The organism is Mycolicibacterium setense (genome assembly GCF_000805385.1).
GTDB lineage: Bacteria > Actinomycetota > Actinomycetes > Mycobacteriales > Mycobacteriaceae > Mycobacterium > Mycobacterium setense.
Map to the genome: position 1 here is coordinate 231476 of NZ_JTJW01000003.1, position 24693 is coordinate 256168.

19 protein-coding genes and 1 pseudogene are annotated in these 24693 nt (G+C 65.2%); 12 read left to right on the forward strand and 8 right to left on the reverse strand.

Annotated elements, in window-relative coordinates:
* Window positions 1-8 precede the first annotated feature (8 nt).
* A complete protein-coding gene (locus QQ25_RS02570; RefSeq protein WP_039313019.1) occupies window positions 9-437 on the forward strand; it encodes a hypothetical protein in 429 nt (142 codons plus the stop codon).
* On the opposite strand, the gene QQ25_RS02575 is transcribed toward QQ25_RS02570, so the two are convergent.
* The 5 genes and pseudogenes from QQ25_RS02575 to QQ25_RS02595 form a co-directional block, all read right to left on the reverse strand.
* Entirely contained in the window at window positions 430-1347 is a 918-nt protein-coding gene (locus tag QQ25_RS02575; protein ID WP_039313831.1) for an alpha/beta fold hydrolase, read from the reverse strand. The genes QQ25_RS02570 and QQ25_RS02575 overlap by 8 nt on opposite strands.
* A gap of 92 nt (window positions 1348-1439) precedes the next feature.
* The gene (gene lysE / locus QQ25_RS02580) at window positions 1440-2039 is read right to left on the reverse strand and encodes an L-lysine exporter (protein ID WP_029106287.1); all 600 of its coding nucleotides are present in this window, start codon (window positions 2037-2039) and stop codon (window positions 1440-1442) included.
* A 187-nt stretch (window positions 2040-2226) separates the two neighbouring features.
* Window positions 2227-2913 carry a class I SAM-dependent methyltransferase gene (locus QQ25_RS02585; RefSeq protein ID WP_039376970.1) on the reverse strand — a complete coding sequence of 229 codons (687 nt, stop codon included), beginning with the start codon at window positions 2911-2913 and terminating at the stop codon, window positions 2227-2229.
* Between the two features lie 473 nt (window positions 2914-3386).
* Window positions 3387-4025 carry a DUF3159 domain-containing protein gene (locus QQ25_RS02590; RefSeq protein WP_082017422.1) on the reverse strand — a complete coding sequence of 213 codons (639 nt, stop codon included), beginning with the start codon at window positions 4023-4025 and terminating at the stop codon, window positions 3387-3389.
* 44 nt (window positions 4026-4069) lie between these two features.
* Window positions 4070-5955 (reverse strand): annotated as a pseudogene (locus QQ25_RS02595) (S9 family peptidase).
* 69 nt (window positions 5956-6024) lie between these two features.
* On the opposite strand from QQ25_RS02595, the gene QQ25_RS02600 reads away from it, so the two are divergent.
* From QQ25_RS02600 to QQ25_RS02610, 3 genes are all read left to right on the forward strand, one after another.
* On the forward strand, window positions 6025-6756 hold the full coding sequence (locus tag QQ25_RS02600; RefSeq protein WP_039313030.1) for a helix-turn-helix domain-containing protein: 732 nt from the start codon (window positions 6025-6027) through the stop codon (window positions 6754-6756).
* Between the two features lie 457 nt (window positions 6757-7213).
* A complete protein-coding gene (locus QQ25_RS02605) occupies window positions 7214-9418 on the forward strand; it encodes a S9 family peptidase (protein WP_052235640.1) in 2205 nt (734 codons plus the stop codon).
* 252 nt (window positions 9419-9670) lie between these two features.
* Window positions 9671-10417 carry an SDR family oxidoreductase gene (locus QQ25_RS02610; protein ID WP_039376971.1) on the forward strand — a complete coding sequence of 249 codons (747 nt, stop codon included), beginning with the start codon at window positions 9671-9673 and terminating at the stop codon, window positions 10415-10417.
* 5 nt (window positions 10418-10422) lie between these two features.
* Here QQ25_RS02610 and QQ25_RS02615 read toward each other — a convergent pair whose 3' ends face one another.
* Window positions 10423-10914, reverse strand: a complete 492-nt coding sequence (locus QQ25_RS02615) for a MarR family winged helix-turn-helix transcriptional regulator (protein WP_029106256.1) — start codon at window positions 10912-10914, stop codon at window positions 10423-10425.
* A 226-nt stretch (window positions 10915-11140) separates the two neighbouring features.
* A complete protein-coding gene (locus QQ25_RS02620) occupies window positions 11141-13546 on the reverse strand; it encodes an excinuclease ABC subunit UvrA (RefSeq protein WP_157847806.1) in 2406 nt (801 codons plus the stop codon).
* Window positions 13547-13845: 299 nt separating this feature from the next.
* Between QQ25_RS02620 and QQ25_RS02625 the strand changes: the two genes are divergently transcribed.
* Window positions 13846-14376 (forward strand): GNAT family N-acetyltransferase, encoded by a 531-nt coding sequence (locus QQ25_RS02625; protein WP_052235575.1) that lies wholly within the window; start codon window positions 13846-13848, stop codon window positions 14374-14376.
* Here QQ25_RS02625 and QQ25_RS02630 read toward each other — a convergent pair.
* Window positions 14352-15392, reverse strand: coding sequence for an AraC family transcriptional regulator (locus QQ25_RS02630; RefSeq protein WP_052235641.1), 1041 nt, complete (start codon window positions 15390-15392; stop codon window positions 14352-14354). The genes QQ25_RS02625 and QQ25_RS02630 overlap by 25 nt on opposite strands.
* Window positions 15393-15486: 94 nt before the next feature.
* Between QQ25_RS02630 and QQ25_RS02635 the strand changes: the two genes are divergently transcribed.
* The 7 genes from QQ25_RS02635 (at window position 15487) to QQ25_RS02665 (ending at window position 24689) form a co-directional block, all read left to right on the forward strand.
* Window positions 15487-16938, forward strand: a complete 1452-nt coding sequence (locus tag QQ25_RS02635) for a DUF1254 domain-containing protein (protein ID WP_039376975.1) — start codon at window positions 15487-15489, stop codon at window positions 16936-16938.
* A gap of 85 nt (window positions 16939-17023) precedes the next feature.
* Window positions 17024-18460, forward strand: a complete 1437-nt coding sequence (locus tag QQ25_RS02640; RefSeq protein WP_039376977.1) for a DUF1254 domain-containing protein — start codon at window positions 17024-17026, stop codon at window positions 18458-18460.
* Window positions 18461-18768: 308 nt separating this feature from the next.
* Window positions 18769-20142 (forward strand): ABC transporter substrate-binding protein, encoded by a 1374-nt coding sequence (locus QQ25_RS02645; RefSeq protein ID WP_234706009.1) that lies wholly within the window; start codon window positions 18769-18771, stop codon window positions 20140-20142.
* A complete protein-coding gene (locus QQ25_RS02650; RefSeq protein ID WP_234711830.1) occupies window positions 20127-21077 on the forward strand; it encodes an ABC transporter permease in 951 nt (316 codons plus the stop codon). The genes QQ25_RS02645 and QQ25_RS02650 overlap by 16 nt, the downstream gene beginning before the upstream one ends.
* The gene (locus QQ25_RS02655; protein ID WP_052235576.1) at window positions 21074-21868 is read left to right on the forward strand and encodes an ABC transporter permease subunit; all 795 of its coding nucleotides are present in this window, start codon (window positions 21074-21076) and stop codon (window positions 21866-21868) included. Before QQ25_RS02650 ends, QQ25_RS02655 begins: the two co-directional genes overlap by 4 nt.
* Before the next feature lie 44 nt (window positions 21869-21912).
* A complete protein-coding gene (locus tag QQ25_RS02660; RefSeq protein ID WP_162627849.1) occupies window positions 21913-23295 on the forward strand; it encodes an ABC transporter ATP-binding protein in 1383 nt (460 codons plus the stop codon).
* Window positions 23292-24689: an MATE family efflux transporter gene (locus tag QQ25_RS02665; RefSeq protein WP_039313055.1), complete on the forward strand. Its 1398-nt coding sequence runs from the start codon at window positions 23292-23294 to the stop codon at window positions 24687-24689. Before QQ25_RS02660 ends, QQ25_RS02665 begins: the two co-directional genes overlap by 4 nt.
* Window positions 24690-24693 lie beyond the last annotated feature (4 nt).

Here is a 24693-nt window from a genome sequence, read left to right on the forward strand (position 1 = left end):
AGTCCTACATGCCCGTCGTCCGTTTCCAGATGACCTCCGCGCTCGACCCGGCCGCCCTCATGGGTGTGCTGACCGACTTCGGGCCGTCCCGGCCGCAGCAGTGGCCGACGATCGATGCGGATCACTTTGAAGTGCACGCTCTCGGGGACACCTGGGCCGAAGTGACCGAGGGGACAGCGTCGGCGTGGGAACGCGCCCGCTACGACTGGGACCCCAAGCGCGGGCGCGTCACCATCGCCACCCATGACTCGAAGGTCTTCGGCCCCGGCGGTGGCTGGACGTTCCAACTCACCTCGCAGGCCACCGGCACCCGGGTGGACATCGAATTGATCCGCAACCCAACGGGACTCAAACGCAAGCTGCTTGCCGCGCTGCTGCCCGTCGTGGCACCCAGCGCGCTCAAGAAGTCGTTCGCCGGGCCGCTGCAGGCTAGGTGATCGACCAGAACTCCAGCAGGGTGCGGATGGTCGCCACCAGCGGCAGGGGTTGATCCAGCATGGGGTGATGGCCGGCCTCTGCGAGTTCGACGAACGGCCCGCGTAGTTGCAGCATCGAGCGAATCTGATCGGCCATCCGAGGTGGAACCACGCCGTCTTCACAACGCAAATACCCCACCCGGCAAGGGATCCTGGCGAAGGCGTTCTCCAGGATCTCCTCGTCGGCGGCCGTCTCGTCCAGCAGGTGCCCGCCGAAGATATCGGGGTCGAATTTCCACACCCATCCGTCGTCGGTCTTGCGTATCGATTCCACGGCGATGTGGTGACCGATGTAGGGCAGCGTCACGTCCTGCTTGGGCACCGCGCGGAACCGGGCCAGGATCTCGTCCTCGGACTGGTATCCGGCGGTGTCCCGGCGGCGGTTACGCAGTCGGACTTCTTCGGGGGCGCGTTCACGCAGCGGCGAATCGATGACCAGGATGCTGTCGATCTGTGCGCCGTAGCGGGTGGCGGCTGAGGCGCCGACCCAGCCGCCCATGCTGTGCCCGACGATGGCGGGCCGCGCCGAGGATCCCGAGGCTTCTGATGCCGCGAGAACTTCCCGGGCCCAGATCGACAGGGCGTATTCGGTGCGGGTGCCGCTGTCGCCGTGCCCGCTCAGATCGGGTGCGATCACCCGATGGGTGCGGGCGAAGAACGGCGCGATGTGATCCCACCAGCCGGAGTGCGCTCCACCGCCATGGACGAACGCGAGCGGTGGTTTGTCCGGGTCGCCCCAGGAGCGCACGTGAATGGAGCAGCCGTCGACATCGATGGTGGAGTGCTCTGGTGTCTGTTCCAGGGCAGAGGTGAACCAGGCCGGAGCATCCGCCATGGGATGCGGCGGCGGGGACGGTTCACGGCGGAACATGCGACTCACCTGCTAAGTCTGTCGCATCCCGGAAACCCGATCGACACATGCCCGACGATTTCCGACAGTGTCGAGGTGATGGTGCCCGGCGGTCAGGACACCGCGAGGCTGACGCCCAGCGCGACCATCATCACCGCGATGACGCCGTCGAGAATGCGCCAGGTCATCGGGGTGGCGAACAGCCCGGCCAGCCGACGCGCGCCGAGGCCCAGCCCGGTGAACCACAGTGCACTCGCGGCCACCGCGCCGGCACCGAAGAGCCATCGTTGCTCGCGGTGTTCGTTGGCCAGGGAGCCGAGCAGCACCACGGTGTCCAGGTACACGTGCGGGTTCAGCCAGGTCAACGCCAGGCAGGTGACCAGCACCTCGGCCAGGCGGGCCGGGGTGCGCTCGGACGGGTTGAGGGTTGCCGGCCGGAAGGCGCGGCGCGCGGCGAGCACGCCGTAGCCGATAAGGAAGGCTGCGCCCCCGAACTTCGCCACCGCCATGGCATCGGGGTGAGCCGTGATCACTGCACCGACGCCGGCGATGCCCGCGGCGATCAGGATCAGATCGGAGACCGTGCACAACGCGATCACGGCGACGATGTGCTCCCCACGGATGCCTTGGCGCAACACGAAGGCGTTCTGCGCGCCGATGGCGGCGATCAACGCCATGGTGGTGAGGAATCCGATGAGGACGGGGGAAGCCATGTTTTGAGCGTATGGAGGTGCGGTGATCAAGTACAGCTAATGATTCTTCATGTGGATTAGTTAATCTTATGGATAACCTTCGCGAAACCATGCGCATCGCGGAAAAGTCGGGTTCACACCCCGGTCGATCAACACTGACAGCCGACCGGAAAGCTAGATCGCGATGCTAGCTAGATCTCCGGGTGGACTACGCGTAGCCGACCCATCCCCGGAAGTTGAACGCCAGGAAGAAGTCTGCGACGTCGCTGAATCCGGCTTCCTCGAGGATGGTGCGGTCTTCCTCTGGTGACACGACGGGGACGCCGGATTCGATTGCAACACGAGCCTTCTCCGCATCCGCGGGATCGATGCCTGTTGCGACGAGGTATGCCACATGCCGGTCTATCCAGGTCTGTCGTTCAGCCTCATGGCGGTGCGCAATGCTGAGATGCATCACGACGAACGGGGCCCCGGGCGTCAGCCGGCGCCGTACCTCGGTCGCTGTACGCAGTCGTTCGTCGGGTGTAAGGAAGTGCAGTGTCAGCAGACTGGTTGCAGCGTCGAAGAGGCCAAGCGGTGCGTCGTCGATATACCCGTTGTGCATCGTCACCCGCGACGCGTCTGATCCGAGGGTCTGTACCGCGAGATCCAGCATCGCAGCCGATGGGTCGACCGCATCGAAGGTCCATCCTGGGTGAGTCTCCGCGAGTGCCTTCGTCTCCAGTCCTCCGCCGGCCCCCAGCACCAGCAGCCTCGCGTCAGACGGAGCGCGTTCCTCGATGAGGACGCCGACAAGGCGGTGAATGTCGGCCAGGGCGGGCACCATCTGCCCGGCGCGCTTGGCGTACATGGCGACGTGGGCGGGATCGTCAAATGGGTTCGTTGGTGTGGTCACGGCACGAGGGTGGCCGCCTGGCGTCAAGGATGGCAAGTGAACTTGCCATCTGGGCAATATGCACGTCGTCGCCGAACTTACGGGGATAGGGCCTGGGCGCAGTGACATCCTTCCAGCTCGCCGACGCCGGGCAAGCCAACTCAGATGTCACCTATCCATGTAGCAGACCCGACTGCGGCGGTGAAGCGTTGGCTGACAAGCCATCCCAGAGTCGTCCTGCATTGTACCCTGACCAGTTCGTCCTGGCTCAATCTGATTGAACGCTGGTTTTCTGAGCTGACCGACATTACTGCGCCGCGGCACCACACCTCAGTGCGTTAGCGCAACGTCGACATCCACGCCTTGGTCCAATCATGCAACGACAACCTCGCCCGAACGTCTGGACCAAACCACCGCCCAAATCCTGGGCGGCATCGGAATCTACTGCACCAGAATCAATGACTCACGACTGGCCAGAACCGCCCGGCACCGCGTCAGGGGCAAGCTGCGGGCTCGGGAGAGTCGCTCGCATCGGTCCCGGCGCTGTCCCGGTGGATATCTGGGTCTATTCGTCGATTGGCACGACGGACCGCCCAGTACACCACCACCGACACCACGCCGAGCAGTGGATAGCCCATGGCGATTCTGGCAAGCGCCAGCCAGCCGCTGAAGCCACCGTCGTAAAGCCATTGCTGCACAACGAATCGCGCGGTGAACAACGCCACGAATGCCAGCGTGGCGACGTCGAACGCGTGCAGCGCCACGGTGTCGGCGCGCCATGTCCGATCGGGTCCGGCGCTACGTAGCAGGTTCCATATCACTCCGACCAAGGGGCGCCGCACCAAGAGGGATACGGAGAACACAGCCGCCATCGCCAGACTGAGCCAGATTCCCGGCAGGAAGTAGTCTTCGGCGGATCCGGTGTAGTAGGCGATCAGCGCGGCGACGACGACCCCGAGCAGTCCCGATACCGCCGGCTGAATCGGCTGCTTGCGCAACAGCCGGAACACGATCAGTCCCACGCTGACGCAAACGGATATCACGACCGCGGCGTTCAGGCCCGCTATCGCGTTCGCGACGACGTAGGCGAACGTGGGCAGGCTGGCGTACACCAGCCCGGATATCCCGCCCATGCGTTCGAGCAATGTCGGTGAATGTTCTTGCTCCAGTTTGTCGGTCACGCTTTCCTTCCGTCACCGAGATGCTCTGCGAGGAAGCGGTCGACGGTCTTGTACATGTCGATCACGTTGTCGGGGTTGATGAATCCGTGCCCCTCGTCGTGTTTGATCATGTATTCCACCTTGACTCCGCGGCTGCGCAACGCCTCGACCAGGTTGTCGGATTCGGCCTGCACCACGCGAACATCGTTGGCGCCCTGGATGACCAGAAGCGGCGTGCGGATCTGGTCGACCTTCGTGATCGGCGAACGGGACAGCATGTCGGCCAACTGATCCGGGTCGTCGGGGTTGCCGACGAACAGGTGCCAGTTGTTGGCCAGGTGCGGGCGTGCGATCTCGGGTAGCGTCCGCATGAAGTTGCTCAGGTCGGAGATGCCGACGTAATCGACTGCGGCGGCGAACACATCGGGTGTGAAGGTGACGCCAACGAGCGTCGCGTATCCGCCGTAGGAGCCGCCGAAGATGGCGATCCGCTTCGGATCCGCATACCCCTGCTGGACGGCCCAGTCCACACTGTCGATCAGATCGTCGTGCATTTTGCCGGCGAACTCACCGACCGCGGCCTTGGTGAAGGCCTTGCCGAAGCCCGCCGACCCGCGGAAGTTGACCTGCAGCACCGCATATCCGCGGTTGGCCAGCAGCTGCACCGGCGGGTTGAACATCCAGCCGTCCCGCGTCCAGGGCCCGCCGTGCACCAGCAGCACCATCGGCAGATTCTTCGGCGGCACCCCGACCGGCAGGGTCAGATACCCGTGCAGATCCAGCCCGTCGCGCGAGCGGATGGTGACCGGCTCCATCGCCGCCAGGACGCCGGGATCGAGCTGCGGATGCGACCCGAACAGCAGCCGGCTCTCCCCTGTGTCGTGGTCGTAGAGGTAGGTCATCCCCGCTTCGCGGTCATGGGTGAAGTTGACCACCCAGCGTCGGCCGGTCAGGTCGGAGCTCAGGGCGTTCACGTCGCCATCGGACAGCTTCTCCAGGTTCGCCAGCACCGCCGCGAAGTGCGGGTCCAGCGGCTGAATCACCTGACGCTCCAACAGGTACCGCACCCCGAGCAGATCGCCGGTCCGCCGGTCCAGGATCAGCGGCTCGGCCAGCGTGGTGAACACGCTGGCCCGGGTGTCCACGTCGTAGACCGGATGGCTGTCGACGTGGGTCTGCTCGCCGGTGATGACGTCGACGCGCACGATGCGGGTCCGGTCGGTGCCGTCGTTGGAGCCGATCCAGATGCCGGTGCCGTCCGGGGTGATGGTGATCGGATACAGCCCCATCGGGTAGTCACGGCCGTCGAAGGTGACGATGGAGCGCAGCGTCTCCGTCCGCGGCTCCCACTGCAACAGCTCCACGTCACCGTCGGCAGTCAGTGCGGTGGAGAACAAGTCGCCGTTGCTGCTGGCTCGCCAGCCTGATCCCTTACCGGGGTTCTTCGCCACCATGTGAGTTCACCGGTGGCGATGTCCAGTTCGTAGGCGTCCATCAGGGTTGGTGTGCGGTTGTTGGTGTACACCATCGCCTTCGCAGGATCGCCGAGCAGTTCGTGGGCGGCCATCGCTCCCGGGAACGGAGTCAGGTCGACGGCACCGGGCTCGGGGTCCTGCAGGTCGGCCCGGAAGACGTGCCAGTTCTCGTCGCCGCCGGTGTCCTGCAGGTAGAGCAGCCAGCGGGAGTCCTTGGTCCACTCGTAGTGAATGATGCTGCGGGTGCTGTCGGCGGTGACGCGCTGCGGCTCGCCGTCGAGGTTGTCCACGTCCTGGATCCAGATGTTGAGGCGGTCCCGCCACGGCGCCAGGTAGGCGATACGGGTGCCGTCGGGTGAGATCGATGCCTGCGCGCGGGCGGGCGGCGCGAACAGATCGTCGACGGAGAGCAACTCAGGTGTTGGCATGCCTCCATCGCACACTCGGACGTAACGGCACAGTCAAGTCCCGGGCACGGGTATGGGCATGATGGACAGGTGGCGTGGAGTACACGGGAGATCGCCGAACTGGCCGGAACCAGTCTGCGAGCCGTCCGCCATTACCACCAGGTCGGCCTGCTCCCGGAGCCTGAACGTCGGCCAAACGGGTACAAGCAGTACGGCGTGGCGCACCTGGTCCGGTTGGTCCGCATCAAACGGCTCGTCGACCTGGGTTTCTCGCTCCCGCAGATCGCGGCGTTGGGTGACACCGACGAGCATCCCGAACAGGCGTTGCGGGAACTGGACGCCGAGCTGGCGGCGACCATCGACCGGCTGCAACGGGCCCGCGAGGAGCTCGGCGAGCTGCTGGAGAACTCCGCGCCCACGGACCTGCCACCCGAGTTCGCGCCCGTAGACGCCGTCGCCAAGATGACCGACGCGGATCGCCAACTGGTGGTGGTCCTGAGCCGGGTGCTGGGCCCGCGCGGCCGACAGGTCTATGCCGACCTGATCAGGGACACCCGCGAGGATCCGGCCGCATCGGAGCTGGACGCGTTGTCCGCCGACGCCGACGAGAAGACCCGCCAGGACCTCGCCGAGCGGCTGGCGCCCTACATCTGGTCGGTCCGGCAGGCCCACCCCGGACTCACCGAGGCGCGCGTCGATGCGCCGCGCGGTGCAAACTTCGCCGAGAAGGCCATCGATGACGCGATGGCCGATCTGTACAACCCGGCGCAGCTGGACGTGCTGCGCCGGGCCGGTCAGATCGTGAGGCGGCTGGCCACCTAGGTAATCCCATGTGCGCCCAAGGAAGTAGTGATCAGGATGTGCTCGGCCGGTCAGCCTGTATGGGGCGTCCGTGTCATGCGCGATGGTGATGTTCCGAACTCGGCGTGCTTAATCCTCAGCGCCGCAACCAAAGTCACCTGCTCCGATGTACGGCCGGGCATGACAGATCAGACGACCGATTCGAAACGTCGTCAACCGAGGTATATTCCGACGGCCTCGTGAGTCTGCAAGGAGCTCCACTCGATTCAGAAGCGTTCAATGACATCGGTCGAACCCAGGCAGGCGACCGCGGCGAGTGACACGGGATCAGCACAGACTGTCCCGTCGCGGCCGGGGCAATCACGGGCTTGACTGTGCCGTTACGTCCTGCTGTTCCATTGTGGCTGTGAATCCCGATGCCACAGCGGCCCCCCACGAGACGACCTTGACCGCCGCCGACTACGCCCGCGCTGAACAGATGCTGGCCCCGTACCGGGCACGCCGCGTGCCTGGAGCAGCGGTACAGCCGCAGTGGCTTCCGGACGGACACCGTTTCTGGTACCAGGTCGAGTCGCGCTTCGTAGTGGTGGATCCCCGCAACGGCAGCCGAGACGACGCGTTCGACCACGACCGGTTGGCCGCGGCGTTGTCCTTGGCTTCCGGTCATGCGGTCAGCGTGGACGATCTCCCGATCAGCGCCGTCGAGTTCGGCGACGACGGCACGGTCGGCTTCTCCGCGTTCGGGTCATGGTGGGTGTGGTCGCCCGGGGCGGGCACCTGCGACCGGGCCGACCGCGGCGACCGCGCGCTGCCCTGGGAGGTGGAGTCGCCCGACAAGTCGTGGGTGGCGTTTCGCCGCGACGGCAACATCTGGGTCCGATCCCGCGACGGTAAGCGGGAATTCGCGCTCACCGAGGACGCCGAACCGCACTTCGAATACGGCGGGATGGCCGACGCGACCGGCGGGCGAGCGCTGATGCGGGTGCTTGGGCTGCCGCCCGTGTTCGCCGTGCAGTGGTCACCGGATTCGACCCGGATACTGGCCCAGCGCATCGACCAGCGTGCCCTGCCCGAGCTGGTGCTGGTCGAATCATCGCCCCCCGACGGCGGCAGACCAGTCGAGCACCGCACCCGGTACACCATGCCGGGTGAGCAGGCGCAGGCGATGCTGACCTGGAATGTCCTCCACGTGGCAGAACGCACCGTGGTCCGGCAGGCCGAACCCACCGTTATGATGCACGGCACTGCCGTCATGTACGCCTGGTGGACCGGCACATCGGGGGACGGGGTGCACTTCCTGAACCATTCCCGCGACGCCCGCAGGCTGGAGCTGCGCCGCCTGGACCCGACCACCGGAGCCGTCACCACCCTGATCAGCGAATCCGGTGAGACGCGGGTGGACCCGACGCCCCAGCTGGGAGAACCAACGATGACCCGGGTGCTGGACTCCGGTGAGATCGTGTGGTGGTCACAACGCGATGGCTGGGGCCATCTCTATCTTTATTCGCCCGACGGACAACAGGTCCGGCAGATCACCACCGGGCAGTGGCCGGTGCGAAAGGTGCTCTGGGTCGACGAACATCGCCGGCAGGTGTGGTTCGTCGCTGCCGGCCTCGTCGCCGATGATCCCTATGTACGCCAGATCTGCCGAATCGGGCTTGACGGCCAGGGATTTGTGCGGCTCACCGAGGACGACACCCTCGACCATGACGCGGTCAGTCCCGACGGCGGCGACTACTTCGTTCAACGGGCATCCTCACCCAACCGCCCTCCGCACACGGTGGTACGCGACGGGGATGGCCAACTACTGGTCGAACTCGAGGCGCCTACCGCCTCAGCGCTGGAGGAGCAGGGCTGGAGCGCGCCGGAGCGGTTCTGCACCTTGGCTGCCGACGGCAGAACCCGCATCTACGGATTGCTTTGGCGTCCACACGGTTTCGACCCACAGCGCCGCTACCCTGTGATTGAGCACATTTATCCGGGCCCGCAGATATGGAACGCGGGGGCCGCATTCGACTCACCGCACGTCGGCCAACCCGAGGCGCTGGCAGCGCTGGGTTTCGCCGTAGTGGTAATCGACGGACGCGGAACTGCCGGACGCAGCAAAGCCTTTCATGACCACTCCTACCGGGACATGGGCAACGCAGGCGCCCTCGACGACCGCGTCGCCGCGATTCGCGAATTGGGCCGGCGGCACAGCTGGTTGGACACCGAGCGCGTCGGGATAACGGGTCTGTCGGCCGGTGCCTTCGCCGCCGCCAGGGCGTTGCTTACGTACCCGGACTTCTACCGGGTTGGGGTCGCGGTGTCTGGCAACCACGACAACACCGTCAACCTGGCCATGTGGGCCGAGCACTACCACGGCGACCTCAGCGACAACGGCAGGAAGACGATCTCTAATACTCATCTGGCCGCCGAACTGCGGGGCAAGCTATTGCTGATCCACGGCGAGCTCGACGACAACGCCCATCCCTACCAGACAATGCGCCTGGCCGATGCACTCATCAAGGCAGACAAGGACTTCGATCTGATCCTCATTCCGGGCGGCGAGCACGCGCTGTTCGGCTACCAGCACTATGCCTACCGCCGCACCTGGGACTACTTTGTCGCCCACCTCCACGGGACCGAACCGCCTAGCTACCGCCTGGCTCCGTTGCCGCTTCCGCAGTGGTCGCTCGGATGATGTCGCGGCTACGGCGCAGCACGTCGAGCTGCGCTTCGTTGTAGAGCTCCTGCATGGCCTCGTTAATGGCCCTGCCGGCAAAGTGCGCCCCGCCGGGGGCGCCGGCGCGCGACTCCACGAGCCCAGGATCAGCCGCGCGCACCAGAGGGAGTCGACGACCACAGTAGGTGACATGTCCCGGAATAACCGTGACATGTCACCTAGTTGTTGGATCTGAAACGCAACAAGCGTTTTCGACAACAGGAGGACGAGATGGCTCAGCTCGAAGGAAAAACAGCACTGATCACCGGCGGCACATCCGGCATCGGCTATGCGACGGCGCGCGCCTTCGCCGACGAGGGCGCCAAGGTGTTCATCACCGGGCGTACCCAACAGCGCGTCGACGCCGCCGCAGCGTCGCTGGGTTCCGGTGTCATCGGTGTCGCCAGCGATGTCACCAACACCGAGGACCTGGACCGACTTGTCGGGGTCATCCGCGACGCAGGTGCCGGCCTCGACATCGTCTTCACCAACGCCGGCAGTGGCGAGTTCGCCACGCTGGAGGACGAGACGCCCGAACACCTCATCGACACCTTCAACCGCAACGTGGGCGGGACGGTGTTCACCGTGCAGAAGACGCTGCCACTACTGAATCCCGGTGCCTCGATCATTCTGTCCGGCTCCACCGCGGCGACCAGGGGAACCCCGGCATTCGGCGCCTACGCCGCGGCAAAAGCTGCTGTCCGGTCCTTCGGCCGTACCTGGGCCACCGAGTTGGGCGACCGTGGCTTCCGGGTCAACACGGTCGTACCCGGTCCCATCCTGACCGAGGGACTCACCGAACTGGTGCCTGACAAAGACCAGCGGCAGGTGTTCTTCGACGGTCTGGCGACGAACCCGATGAAGCGGATAGGCGATCCTGCCGAACTGGCCGCCGTGGTGGTGTTCCTCGGGTCCGATGCGAGCAGCTTCATGACAGGTGCGGAGATCTTCGTCGACGGGGGCATGAACCAGGTGTAGTTGGTCTATCTGAGATCGGGACGCGGCAAGGTGCCCTCGCGCAACAGACCCTCGTGCACAACGGCGAGGATGTCGGCGAGGGTGTCCTCCTGCTCGGGATCTAAATCGGCGAAGAACGCCCGGCGTACCCACTGTGCATGCACCGGGGCGGCGTCGGCGAGCCGGTCCCAGCCCTCGTCGGTCAGGACGACGACAGTGCCACGGCCGTCGGTGTCGCAGGTTGTGCGCTCGACCAGGCCGCGGCGTGCCATCCGCATAAGGTGGTGAGAAACCCGGCTGCGTTCCCACCCGATCACCGTGGCGAGTGTGGTCAGCTGCAGGCGGCGATCCGGTGCGCGCGAGAGCGTACTGAGCACCGTGTAGTCGTAGAGTGAAAGACCGCACTCGGTGCGCAGGTGACGGTTCACCTCATATTCGAGCCGGTGATAGACCCGCATGAAATTCAGCCAGGCCCGCTGCTGCCTCGGCGTTAGCGGGTACTCGCCGGAATCAGTCATCGCGCATCATGGACAAGCATGTCGCCTATCTAAGCAAAACTCAACCCCGATATGCGGTTTCGGTGACTATCCGTGTCGACGACGAAATCTCATTCTTCCACCACGACAGGGCATTTCGCCTTTACGACCCACCCCGGACCGCTACCCAATCGGTGCATCGAGGCTAAAGCATCGAGAGTGGGGCGGCCATGGTGCAGCGTGTCGATCAGTGCCGCACCGAGGGCCTCTACTCCGACCGCGGAGCGAGATACCGTCCGGTGACGCTGACGCTGGATCGCGCGATCTGATCCGGGGTTCCCGTCGTAACGATGGTTCCGCCCGCGGCGCCGCCGCCGGGTCCCATGTCGATGACGAAGTCCGCGTTGGCGATCATGTCGAGGTCGTGCTCGATGACGACGACGGTGGCTCCCTTGGCGCCGAGGCGGTCGATGACGCCGAGCAGCACGCGAATGTCGAGGGGGTGTAGTCCGACACTGGGTTCGTCGAGGACGAACAGTGCATCAGATTGCTTGCGTCCGAGTTCTGTTGCGAGCTTGAGCCGTTGGGCTTCGCCGCCCGACAGCGCTGGCGTGTCCTCACCGAGAGTCAGGTAGCCCAGCCCGAGGTCGATGAGGGTTTGCAACTTGCGGTGCACCTTCGGCAGGTCTTCGGTGACCTCCAGCGCTTGCTTCACGGTGAGCGCGAGGAGTTCAGGCAGGGCGAGCCCACCGTCGACAGCGCGTCGGAACTCCAGTGCCACAGGGGCATAACGGGTGCCGTCGCAGTCGGGGCAGGGGATGTCGACGTCGGGGAGGAACTGGACGTCGAGCGATATCTGTCCGGTTCCCTCGCAGCGCGGGCAGCGCAGGGATCCGGTGTTGTAGGAGAAGTCCGAGGCGGTCAGGCCCCGGCGGGTCGATTCGTCGAGTGCGGCGTACGCGCGGCGTAGGTCGTCGAGAATGCCGCTGTAGGTGGCGACGGTGGAGCGGACGTTGGTGCCGATCGGGGTGGCATCGACGACGTTGACGCGCTGGATGCCCGACGGTTCGACCGACGCGATATGCGGCGGCAGCGGATCGCCCGCCGCGGTGGCCTGCAAGGCCGGTACCAGGCTCTCCAGCACCAGTGTGGTCTTGCCGGAGCCGGACACTCCGGTCACCGCGGTGAGTCGGCCCTTCGGGATCTCGACGTCCAGGGCGTGCACGGTGTGCAGCGGGCGCGTCTCCAGGCCGATCCGGCCATGATCGAACAACTGCTCGGCGCTGACGGTGGCGCGTACGCGGACCGCCTCGGTGCCGTCGATGAATCCGGCGATCAGCGAGGCCGGGTTGGCCATCAGATCGTCGAGTGTTCCTTCGGCCAGGACTGTCCCGCCGTCGTTGCCGGATCCGGGGCCGATCTCGATGAACCAGTCCGCTTCCCGCAACACCTGCACATCGTGATCGACCAGTACGACGGAATTCCCGTCGCGCAGCAGGTCGCGGACGACGCCGTTGAGGCCGTCGATGTTGGACGGATGCAGGCCGATGGACGGCTCGTCGAGGACGTAGAGCACGCCGGTGGTCTGATTGCGCACGGCGCGTGACAGCGCGACCCGTTGCCGCTCACCGGTGGACAGTGTGGAGCTGGGCCGGTCCAGGCCCAGATACCCGAGGCCCAGTTCGATGAGCCGCTGCGCCATTTCGAGCAGCTGCCCGATGATTGCGGTCGCCATCGCGCGCATGTCTGAGGGCAAGGTATCGACGATCGTTGGTGCCCAGGCGATCACGTCATCGAGTGTTTTCGCGGTCGCCTCGGCCAGATTGATCCCGGTGACCCGAGGGGCCAGGGCCCGCTCGCTGAGCCGGGCCCCGTGGCAGGTCGGGCATGTCCCGGTGTGGATGAACTTGTTGACCCGGTTGAGGCCACCCTCGCTGGCGGCCTTGTCGAGCGCCTCCTGCACGGCCATCCGGGCGTTGCGGTAGGTGAAGTTGACCTCGAACAGCTTGCCGCTCTTGGACGGCACTGTGATGCGGTGCTTCTCCGCGGGCCCGCGCAGGACGACCTCGCGCTCGTCGTCGGTGAGATCGCGGTAGGGGACGTCGGTGCGCACACAGAGTTCTCCGACCATCTGCGGCATGACGGTGAGGCCCATCATCTTCCACGGTGCGACCGCGCCGTCGGCGATGGTGCGCGAGGGGTCGGGGACCAGCAGGGCGTCGTCGATCTCACGCACGACCCCCAGTCCGCCGCAGGTCGGGCAGGCCCCGTCGGAATTGAAGGCCAGCGCCTCTGCGCCCGGCGGGGTGAACGTGACGCCGCAAACCGGGCAGGTGAGATCCAGGCCGGCGGCGACGTCGATCGTCGGCTCTTGACGATGCCCGTTGGGGCAGAGGTGTTCGGCCACACGGGAGAACAGCAGGCGCAGGACGTTGAGGAGTTCGGTCGAGGTACCGAAGGTGCTGCGCGCACCGGGGACGTTGGGCCGCTGCCGCAGGGCCAGCGCGGCCGGGACGTGGCGGACGCTGTCGACGGTGGCCTTGGTGGCGTGCGACATCCTGCGTCTGGTGTAGGTCGAGAGCGCCTCGATGTAGCGACGGGAGCCCTCCGCGTAGAGGACCCCCATCGCCAGCGACGACTTTCCGGAGCCAGAAACCCCTGCGATGGCCACCATTTGGTTCAACGGCACATCGACGTCGATGTGTGCGAGGTTGTGCACGCACGCACCCCGTACCTCGATCCTGGTGGGGACAGTCGGCTTCTCGCCGGCGGCGCTTTCCGGGCTGGACACTGAGCGCCCCTCTCACGTCGGACGAACGAAGCCTATCGGCAACCCTGGCCAAAACTTCTCAGCGCCGGGCGTTCTCGAAGTAAAACGGATCGCCTCCGGAACCGGATGTTGGTACACAGGATCTGGCCTGCCACTGAGATCCCAGGAGGCCGGTCGATTGTCGTGACCGACAACTGACCACCATGAATCGAGAAACTGTTTTGAATACTGAAAGCGACTGGATCACTCGCGCCGAGACCGACGCCGACATTCCTGCTATTCGAACGATCAACCTCGCCGCGTTCGAGACCGCCGAGGAAGCCGATCTTGTCGATGCTCTGCGCGCCGATCCGGCCTGGATAGACGGTCTGTCCATCATCAGCGCGGGACCGGACGGCAAGCCCACCGGTTACGCACTGCTGACCCGCTGCCACGTCGACGACACTCCGGCGCTGTGCCTGGGGCCGTGCGCGGTCCTGCCCGAGTACCAGGGGACAGGCGCAGGATCCGCTGCGATCCGCGCCGCTCTCGTGGCGGCCGAGCAGGCGGGCGAGCACTTCGTGGTCGTCCTCGGGCACCCGACCTACTACCCACGGTTCGGGTTCACCCGCGCATCGCACTACGGGATCGGACTGAGCATCGATGTCCCCGACGAGGCATTGATGGCGCTCGGCCTCGACTCCGAGCAGCTGCCGAGCGGTACCGTCCGCTACGCCACACCGTTTGGGATCTGACCAGAAGATTGCGAGGGGGCGGTGCGGGTGCGGCGGTAGTCGCTGGGTGTCATGCCGAACCAGCGTTTGCATGCTCGCGTCAGCACGCTTTGTTCGGCGTAGCCGAGTTGACGGCACAGCTGGACGAGAGGCAGATCGGTGTCGAGCAGCAATCGGTTGGCGAGTTCGCGGCGGGTTTGATCGACCATCTCCCCGAAGGTGATTCCTTCGGCGACGAGGCGTCGTTGCTGTGTCTTCGGATGGATGCCGAACTGGCGGGCGACAAGTTCGGCGGTTACCTCTCCGGTGGGCAGCAGTTGGCGGATGAAGCTGCGCACGGCGTCGGCGAAGCCTGCCGCATGCTCGGTGCGGGTGCTGGACAGGTAGCGCAAGGCGAGCTGATGAGCCAGCGGGTCATGGTTGAGCGGGCGCTGCAAGTCGGCGGCACGCAGGGTGAAGCCCGCGATCGGTTCGTCGAAATGCGCTGGGCAGCCGAAGTAGCGGCGGTAGTCGGCTCTCGTGCCCAGCGCGGGGTGCGGCACGTGCACGGACACGGGCCGGTAGGTGGTGCCCAGGAACAGATGCAGCACCCGGAGGGTGACGCCGAGGGCCAGTTCGATGGCCTGGGCCTGTGGCGGCGGCGGGTGTAGCAGGAAGTCGAATTCGAACCGGCACGCCGTCTCGTCGGTGTGCGAGTTGATGCGGGCGGTGATGCCGGGGCTGTAAGCGCTCATGTAGGTGTCGAGGATGGTGAACGCCTCTGCTGCGGTGGCCGCAGTGCGGGCCGCGACACCGACTGGGCCGAGGATGTCGATGCTCTGCCGCAGCGCGAGCTGACGTCCGAAGTCCTCCACACTCAGCACCGCGGCGGCACTTTCGACTGCGGCGATGGCGTTGCGCAGCGGGATGTACCGGTCACGTTGGCCGGCATCGGCGGGATCGATGCCGGCGAACTCGAGCAACGCGGCCGGGTCGCCCCCATGCGCGGCGGCGAGCTCCTTGAACCCCACCAGCGAGGATCCTTGGACCAACTGCATGTCCATGACCATCAAGAAGATGTCCAGGAAAGTCAAGACAGGCACCGCTGGTTCAGGCAACGATGGTCGGGGCTCGGGTAGCGGAGGGACAGCAATGGACAGCAGCAGGTCGTGGCACCGGCGATGGTTGAGTGTGGTGGGCATCGCGGCGATCGCGCTGACCGCGGTCGCCTGCGGTGGTGACAAGGGTTCGGACAAGACTTCGAGCGCATCCACCGGTGAGGTGACCGCGGACCAGATCCGGGAGATCGCCAAGCAGGCCTACATTTACGGCTTCCCGATGGTGGACAACTATCGGATCCAGTACGCCTACTTCCAGGACAAGCAGAATCCGCAGTACATGGCGCCGTGGAACGTTCTGCATTCCGTGGCGAAGGTGTTCACACCTGCGGACACCACGATTCAGACCCCCAATTCGGACACCCCGTACAGCTTCTTCGGTGCCGATCTGCGCACGGAGCCTTACGTTCTGAGCGTTCCGGCGATCGAAGCGAAGCGCTACTACTCGCTCCAGTTCATGGACCAGTACATGTACAACTTCGACTACGTGGGCAGCCGGACAACCGGCAACGATGCGGGCAAGTACCTGCTCGCGGGGCCGAATTGGAAGGGCGAGAAGCCCGCCGGCATAGACAAGGTGCTGCGGTCGGAAACCGAATTCGCGTTCGTGGCGTACCGGACTCAGCTGTTCGGCCCAGACGACCTCGATAACGTGAAGGCGATCCAGGCCGAGTACAAGGCGGAACCGCTGTCGAAGTTCGAGGGTAAGCCGGCGCCGACCGCTGCACCGGCGGTGGACTTCGTGGTTCCGCAGACCCCGGAGGAGGAGCGGAAGTCTCCGGAGTTCTTCGAGACGCTCAACTTTGTTCTGCAGTTCGCGCCGGTCCTGGATACGGAGAAGGAACTTCGCGCCAAGTTCGCCTCGATCGGAATCGGTACGGACAAGAACCTGGACATCGAGTCGCTGAGCAAGGACAAGCAGGAGGCTTTCCAGGCGGCGATCACCGATGCGTGGAAGGAATACGATCCGACCCAGGCGAAGGTGGAGAGCGGGCAGATCGCACCCAGTGAGCTGTTCGGCAACCGCCAGACGCTTGGCACCAACTACCTGTATCGGATGGCCGGAGCCATCAACGGCATCTTCGGCAACGACAAGGCCGAGGCGATGTACCCGAGCGCCTCGAAGGACTCCGCTGGTGCTCCGCTCGATGGCGCGAACAAGTACACCTATCGCTATGCGCCGGGACAGTTGCCTCCGGTGAACGCGTTCTGGTCGCTCACGATGTACCGCATGCCGCAGAGTCTGCTGGTCGCGAATCCGATCAACCGCTACCTGATCAACTCGCCGATGCTGCCCACCCTGAAGCAGGATCCCGATGGCGGGTACACCATCTACGTACAGCGAGAAACCCCGGGCCCGGAGCGGGAATCGAACTGGCTACCGGCACCTGAGGGACCTTTCCGGTTGACGCAACGGCTGTACTGGCCCAAGGAGGCCGCGCTCGACGGGAACTGGCAAGCGCCGGTGCCTCAGAAGGCCGGATGAATGTGATCGTCCGTTCTGTGTTGCCGCGCTTGGGAACTCACGGCGCGATATTCGATATGCGGTCAAACAGTCACGGAGGAGACCCATGCTGGGGCGGAATAGATCTTGGCGCCGTGGGACGGCCGTCATCGCCACGGCGGTGCTCGCGGTGACGCTGTCCGGTTGCGGAGGCGACATGCAGTCGAGCGAACCGACTGAGGTGACTACCGCACAGATGCGTGAGATCGCGAAGCAGGCGTACATCTACGGGTATCCGATGGTCGACAGCTATCGGATCCAGTACGCGTATTTCCAGGACAAGCAGAGCTCACAGTTCCGCAGCCCGTGGAACACGCTGCACTCCGACGCCCACGTGGCCACTCCCGCGGACACCGCGGTGCAGACCCCGAACTCGGATACCCCGTACAGCACCTTGGGCGCGGATCTGCGTGCGGAGCCAGTGGTGCTGACGGTGCCCGAAGTCGAGAGCAACCGGTACTACTCGGTGCAACTCATCGATGCCTACACATACAACATGGGCTACCTCGGCAGCCGTACCACCGGGAACAAGCCCGGAAAGTACCTGCTCGCGGGTCCGAACTGGAAGGGCGAGAAGCCCGCCGGCATCGATGAAATACTGCATGCCGAAACCGATTTCGTCATCGCGTTGTACCGCACCCAGCTGTTCGGCCCCGACGACATCGACAACGTGAAGGCGATCCAGGCCGGATACAAGGTGGAACCGCTGTCGACGTTCCTCGGCACAGCGGCGCCCACGGCGCCGCCCGCGATCGACTTCGTGGTTCCGCAGACCCCGGACGATCAACGGAAGTCACCGAAGTTCTTCGAGACGCTCAACTTCGTGCTGAAGTACGTGCCGGTGCTCGACACGGAAAAGGAACTCCGGGAGAAGTTCGCGTCGATCGGAATCGGCACCGACGAGAAACTCGATATCGGTGCGCTGCCGGCGGACCAGCAGCAGGCCTTCCAGGACGGGCTCAACGACGCCTGGACCGAATACAACCAGGTGCAGGCGAAGGTCGACAAGGGTGAGATCACGACCGCCCAGATGTTCGGTACCCGCCAGATGGTGGGAACCAATTACCTGTACCGGATGGCCGGTGCCATCAACGGCATCTACGGCAACGATGCCGCCGAGGCGATGTATCCGATCTTCCGCCTGGATTCGGGGGGTGCCACGCTCAACGGCGCGAACAAGTACATCTATCGATTCGCTCCCGGCCAGCTACCGCCGGTCAAGGGGTTCTGGTCCATCACGATGTACCGGCTGCCGCAGAGCCTGTTGGTGGCCAATCCGATCAATCGGTACCTGATCAACTCGCCGATGCTGCCCGACCTGAAGAAGGATGCCGATGGCGGCTACACCTTCTACGTCCAGAAGGAGTCCCCGGGCGCGGACAAGGAGTCGAACTGGTTGCCGGCTCCGGAAGGTCCGTTCGTGCTGATCGAGCGGCTGTACTGGCCCGAGGAAGCCGCGCTCGACGGAACCTGGAAAGCACCTGCTCCAGAGCAAGTTCGGTAACGCCATCTGGGTGCTCGGATCGTTCGAAATCTGACTGCAGAACACATACTCGTCAGGCGACACGGGCTGCCCATACGCGATGTGGATGAGCTACGTTGTCTGAGAAATAGGCCGATGCCGAACAATCAGGGGGATTTCGATTGTCGGAATTCAGTCGCAGGGTATTTCTGGGCGGCTCGCTAGGGGCCGGGGCCATTCTCGCGCTGAGCTCATGTGGTGCGAACTCCGGCACTGGCGCAGCTAACTCAGCAAGCCCGAAAGCCGGCGGCACCCTGCGCATCGGCGCACTCGGGCAGGCATCGGGAGTCGTGTCCGACCCGTTTGGCCTGTTCGCCAACGACTCTGACATGTTGATCATGTCGTTGGTCTACGATCCGCTGACAGTTCCGGGCAAGTCACCCAATGTCGTGCCTCGTCTCGCGTCCAGCTGGACCTCTGATCCGGATCAGCGGAACTGGACGTTCACGATCGCCGACAACGCGGCATTTCATGACGGCAGCCCGGTCCGGCCGGCCGACGTGGCGTGGTCGCTGCGCACCCTCGGCGAGCGCACCTCGTGGAAGGTGCCGGTGGATTTGGCGTCGATCCGGCCCGCGGGCGTCAACGCCGTCACCATGACTACGGCCACACCGAACAGTCAGTTGCCATTGCTGATGAGGTTGATGACGTTCACGGTCAAGGAAGGCACCACAGACCGTTCGAATTTCAACGGCAGCGGCCCGTTCCGCATCGAGCCCGGGTCCTACCGCGACGGCAACGTGGCGTTGGTGCGCAATGACAACTGGCACGGCGGCATGCCTCTGCTGGACCGCATCGAGGTGACTCGGTTCGACACCACCGACGCGATGTCAAATGCTGTGCTCGGTGGGCAGATCGATCTGGCCTCCAACGTCGGTGCGTTGGCTGCACGCTCGGCAGCGGGACGGTCTGAGCTGGCGGTCGTGCGCCGGCCCAACGACCTGTCGATGCCGGTCGCGATTCGGACCTCCGATGGCCCGTTTGCCGACCCTCGGGTACGTGAAGCGATTCGGCTGGGCGTCGACCGCGGCGCGATGGTCGAGCAGGTGTTGTCGGGATACGGCAGTGTGGCCAATGACATCCTCGGCACCGGTGATCCCACCTATGCGGACGTCGGCCAACGCAGCCGCAATATCGATCGCGCCAAACAGCTTCTGGCAGAAGCGCGTTTCGACACCACCAAGAGCTACCCGCTGCTGACCAAGCGGGAGGCCTTCAACGAAGTCGAATCCGCGCAGCTGTTCGCCGCGCAGATGAAGGAAATCGGCCTGAACCTTGACGTCGAGGTCAAAGACACCGCCGATTTCTACGACAATTTTTGGGCCACCCCGGCAGCGCCGCTGTCGACGGTCACCTGGGCGACCAACGATTCGGTCATGTTCTTCGCCAGCAAGGTTTTGAACTCCGGGTCGACCAGCAACGAAACAGCTTTCAAAGATCCCGGATTCGACGCTGCCTACCGCAATGCGTTGGCGGCTCCGCCCGACTCGCCCGAGTATCGCGACGCCAGCACCGCGATGCAGCAGATCCAGTTCGATCGCGGCGGCTATGTCCTATGGGGCATGGCTGACGGAATCGACATCGCCCATTCACGGGTCCAGGGTCTGCCCGACGTCGGCGGGTGGGGACGTGCGCAGCTTGAGAAGTCGTGGATCGCATCGTAGGACTCGCCGTGCGGGTGGCCGCGGGCACCGTCAGCCGGCTTGCGATGCTGCTCGTCGCGCTGTTCGCCGTGGTGGTTGCGATGGCGCTGCTGCCCGGAAACGGTGTGCGTGCACTGCTGGGCCGTGACGCCACCGAGGCCGATGTGGCCGCCCACGTCCACCGACTCGGGCTTGACCGGCCGCTGACGGATCGTTTCGCCGAGTGGTTCGGCGGGCTGCTGCGCGCCGATTTCGGCCAGACCCTGCGTGGTGAGTCGGTCAACGCGCTGCTGGCCAACAGGCTGCCCAACACCTTGGCGCTGGCCGTCCCGGCACTGGTGCTGACGTTTGTGGTCTCCGCGCTGGTGGCAGTGTGGTGGTCCAGCGGCCGACGACCCGCGTTCGGCAAGTTCGCCTCGGTCGCCACCATCGTTGTCATCGCGCTACCCGAGTTCGTGGTGGCCACCCTCGCAGTGTTGGTTTTCGCGCTGACGCTCGATGTCCTACCCGCCGTCACGATGCAGAACTCTGCGGGCGCGCCGCAGAACCTGTCGATGTATGTGCTGCCCATCCTTTCCTTGGCTGTTCCTCAAATCGGTTGGAACACCCGAGTGTTCGCCGCAGCTATCCAGGAAGCCCGCGCCCTGCCCTATATCCACGCAGCCGAGCTGGACGGCGTCGGCGAGACCGCATTGTTCGTGCGCTACATCTTGCCGCGGGCTGCGCCGACAATGGTCGCCTCGCTGGCGACCAGTGTTGGCATGGTGGTCGGTGGTGCCGTCGTCGTCGAGTCGTTGTTCAACTTCCCCGGCGTCGGCGCCCTTGTTGCAGCCTCGGTGGGCACCCGCGATATCAACGTCGTCGCGGCCGTGGTGGCATGCACTGGCGTGGTGATCCTGTTGCTGCTGCTGGCTGCTGACGGGCTGCGGTCCTGGACCCGACTGCGCGCCGTATGACGTGGCGACGGGTCCGGTTGCTGCTGCCGGTGGCAGCTGTGTTCGTGGTGATCGCTGTGGGCTGGCTGGTCGCACCCGACGTGCACGGGCAGGGGTCGGGGATACCGTTCGCGCAGCCCTCGGCCCAGCACTGGCTCGGAACTGATTCGCGTAGCGAGGACGTCCTGGCCAAGCTTGCGCAGGGGGGCTGGGTGCTCGCTCTGGTCGCGGCCCTGATCGCGGTAGTTGTGACCGGCCTGGCTTCGATGCTGGGCGCGCTCGTCGCGTTACGGCCGAGGTTGGCATGGCCGTTGGCCTGGCTCGCCGACGCGATGTTGTTGGTGCCGCCGGTTTTGCTCATCCTGCTGGTCCTGGTGTCCTGGCCCAGCGGGGGAGTGTGGGCGTTGGTGGCCCTGGCGGTGGTGGGTGGTACGCCCTACACCACACGGGTGATGTCGGCCGCCGCCTCCCCGATCGCTGCCAGCGGGTACGTGCAAGTCGCCGACGCATCCGGAGAACGGTTGCCGTATCTGATTTTTGGCCAAGTATTGCCCAATATGGGCCAGACAGTGGCGACCCAGCTGGGGTTGCGCTACGTCGAAGCGATCTATGTGGTCAGCACTGCGGCCTTCCTGCAACTGATTCCGAGTGTGGGGTCGGCGAACTGGGCCGTGATGGTGCGGGAGAACGCAGCGGGTCTATTGCTCAATCCGGCGGCGGTGGTGGCTCCGGCAGCGGCGATTGCCGTCCTCGCGGTGGTCGTCAATGTGACTGCGTTGGGGTCCTCTTCGCCACTGGGTGATCGCTCATGAATCCTGACAACGTTTGCGACGCACCGATTGTCACAGTCCGCCAGGTGACCGTGGCCTCCTCAGACGGGCGGCTGCTGGCTGGTCCCGCCGAATTCGATCTCGCCGCCGCCACGGTGACCGCCCTGGTAGCGCCCTCCGGCGGGGGTAAGTCATTGGTGAGCCGCTGCCTGGTGGGCGATCTGCCTGCCGGGGTCAGCATGAGTGGCAGCGCGACTGTCGCCGGTGCCGAGGTATCAACACTGGACCGGCGGGCCCTGCGCAGGCTGCGGCGATCTCAGATCGCGTTCGTTGGACAGGATCCGGGCTCTCAGCTCAATCCCGCCGCGACCGTGGAGCGGCTGCTGACCGAACTGGCCCATCCCGATGCGCCGACGGTGCCCGAGCTACTGGAGCTGCTCGAGCTCGATCCTGCCCTGGCCCGCCGCCGGGCCGCCGGCCTGTCGGGGGGTCAGCAACGTCGGGTTGCCTTGGCGCGGGCCCTGTCCCGGATGACGCCCGTTCTGGTTGTGGACGAGCCGCTCGCCGGCTTACACCAGGAGTTGCGGGCGGTGATCGCCCATACCCTGCGTCGGGTGGCCGGTGACCACCGCGTCGCGGTCATGGTCACCGCGCACACGGCCGAAGCCGCCGCATTGTTCACCGACCGCATCGTCGAACTGCCGGTGGACGCGCCGGTCACAGGCGTCGAGGGGTCGTCACCGGCGCAGCGCAACAACGGTGGTGCGACGGCACTTCAGGCCGAAGGCTTGCGCGTCACACTGGGCGGCACCCAGATCCTCAACGGCATCGACCTGAGCTGTCGTTCCGGCTCGGCGGTGGGGCTGATGGGCGATTCGGGTTCGGGCAAGACCACCTTGGCTCGCGCGCTGACCGGACAAGTTGTCGCCGACGCAGGTGTTGTCCGGCTCAATGACCAACCCGTTTCGCAACCGCTGCGGAAACGGTCCAGAAATGACCGGCTGGCAATACAACTCATTCCACAGAATCCGCTCGCCACACTGAATCCACGGCGGACCGTCGGCGCCACTTTACGCAGGCCGCTGGCGATTCGCGGCGGCGTCCCAGACCTCGACAGATCGGTGGCCGAGTTGTTGAGCAGGGTGGGTCTGCCCGCAGAGTTCGCTGGTCGTCATCCGCACATGCTCTCGGGAGGCCAGCGTCAACGTGTCGCGATCGCCCGTGCGTTGGCCTACTCGCCGAAAGTGCTGGTGTGCGACGAGATCACGTCTGCTCTTGACCCGGTGGCCAGCGCCCTGGTCATGGATGTTCTGCATCGCGAGATGGTCGAGCGGGATCTCGCGGTCCTGCTCATCACCCACGATGGGGCCCTGGCGCGGGAACACTGCCAGAATGTGGTGCACCTGGTCGATGGATCGCTCGTCACCGCGCCTCTCGACAACAACCCGACTACCCCCAGAGCCACATGACCCTCCCGACATCGCTGCGCAACAGCAGACAACTGGTTGCCCTGGCGGCCCCGATCGCGGGCATCCAGCTGGCGCAGGTGGCGCTGACCACCACTGATCTGCTCATGATGGGCCTGATCGGCGTTCAAGCCATTGCCGCAGGCGGACTGGCCATCACGCTCTACAACCAAATCCGCACCATGTGCGTCGGCGCGGTCACCGCGGTGAGCAACCTGGTGGCCGCGGCCGCGGGCAGAGGTGAACTACGCAGCGGCACAGACCAGCTCGACGATCAGGCACGCGCCGAGGTCCGCGCGATCGTGCGGTCGGCGTTTCTGGTGGCCACCGTTGTCGGGATATTCGCCGGAATCGTGCTGACCGCATTGAGTTTCGCTCTGGCGTGGTTCGGCCAGGACGCCACCGTCTTGGCATTGGCGCAGCCCATGATGATCGCGCTCGCATTCGGGCTCACGCCGATGCTGTGGCTCAACGTACTTCGGCAGTTCGCTGTTGGCATGCGCAGGCCCGGATCCCTGCTGTGGGTGACCATCGGTTCGGTAGCCGTCAACGCCGCGTTAGATGCTGCGTTCATCTACGGCTGGCTGGGCCTGCCGGTGCTTGGGGTCACCGGCATCGGCGTGGCGACCTCGCTGGTCAACCTGCTCACCTTCGGTGCCTTCTATCTGATCGTGCGCCGCGACGAGCATCTTGCCGACCTGCTGTCGCTGCGGGCGTGGCAGGCCGACCCGGCCACGGTGCGCGAGATCCTGCGACTGGGCCTGCCCATCAGCCTCACCTACGGATCCGAGGCCGGAATCTTCTCGGTGGCGGCACTGATCATGGGGAGCTTCGGGCCCGCGCCGCTGGCCGCCCACAATGTGGTTATCCAGTTGACCTACATCGTCTTTCAGGTAACGATCGGCCTGTCACACGGATCCTCGACACTGGTCAGCCGTGTGATCGGTCAGGGCAATCCAGATGAGGCACATCAGATCGCCCGCACCGCCTACACCCTCGGCGGCATCGTCATGGCCGCAGTCGGCATCGTGTATCTGGTCGCGCCCCGAGTGGTGCTTACACCGTTCCTCAACCCGGATGAGGCGGCCACAGTGTTGCCGATCGCGCAGACCCTGCTGCTCATCGCCGTCGTACAGCAGGTAGTCGACTGTGCGCAGAACATCGGGGTGGGGTTGTTGCGCGGTCTCGGCAACACGAAGAGCGGATTTCTCATCACGCTCGTCGGATACTGGGCGGTCGGCCTGCCGGTCCTTCTCGGATGCGCATACCTGTTGGGGCTGGACGGGCCCGGGGTGTGGCTCGGGTTGTGTGCCGGGCTCACCGTGACGGCCGTGCTACTGCATCGACGATTCAACGCCGACCTGCGACTGCTGCAGAGCTCGTCGACATCGGAGTGAGCGC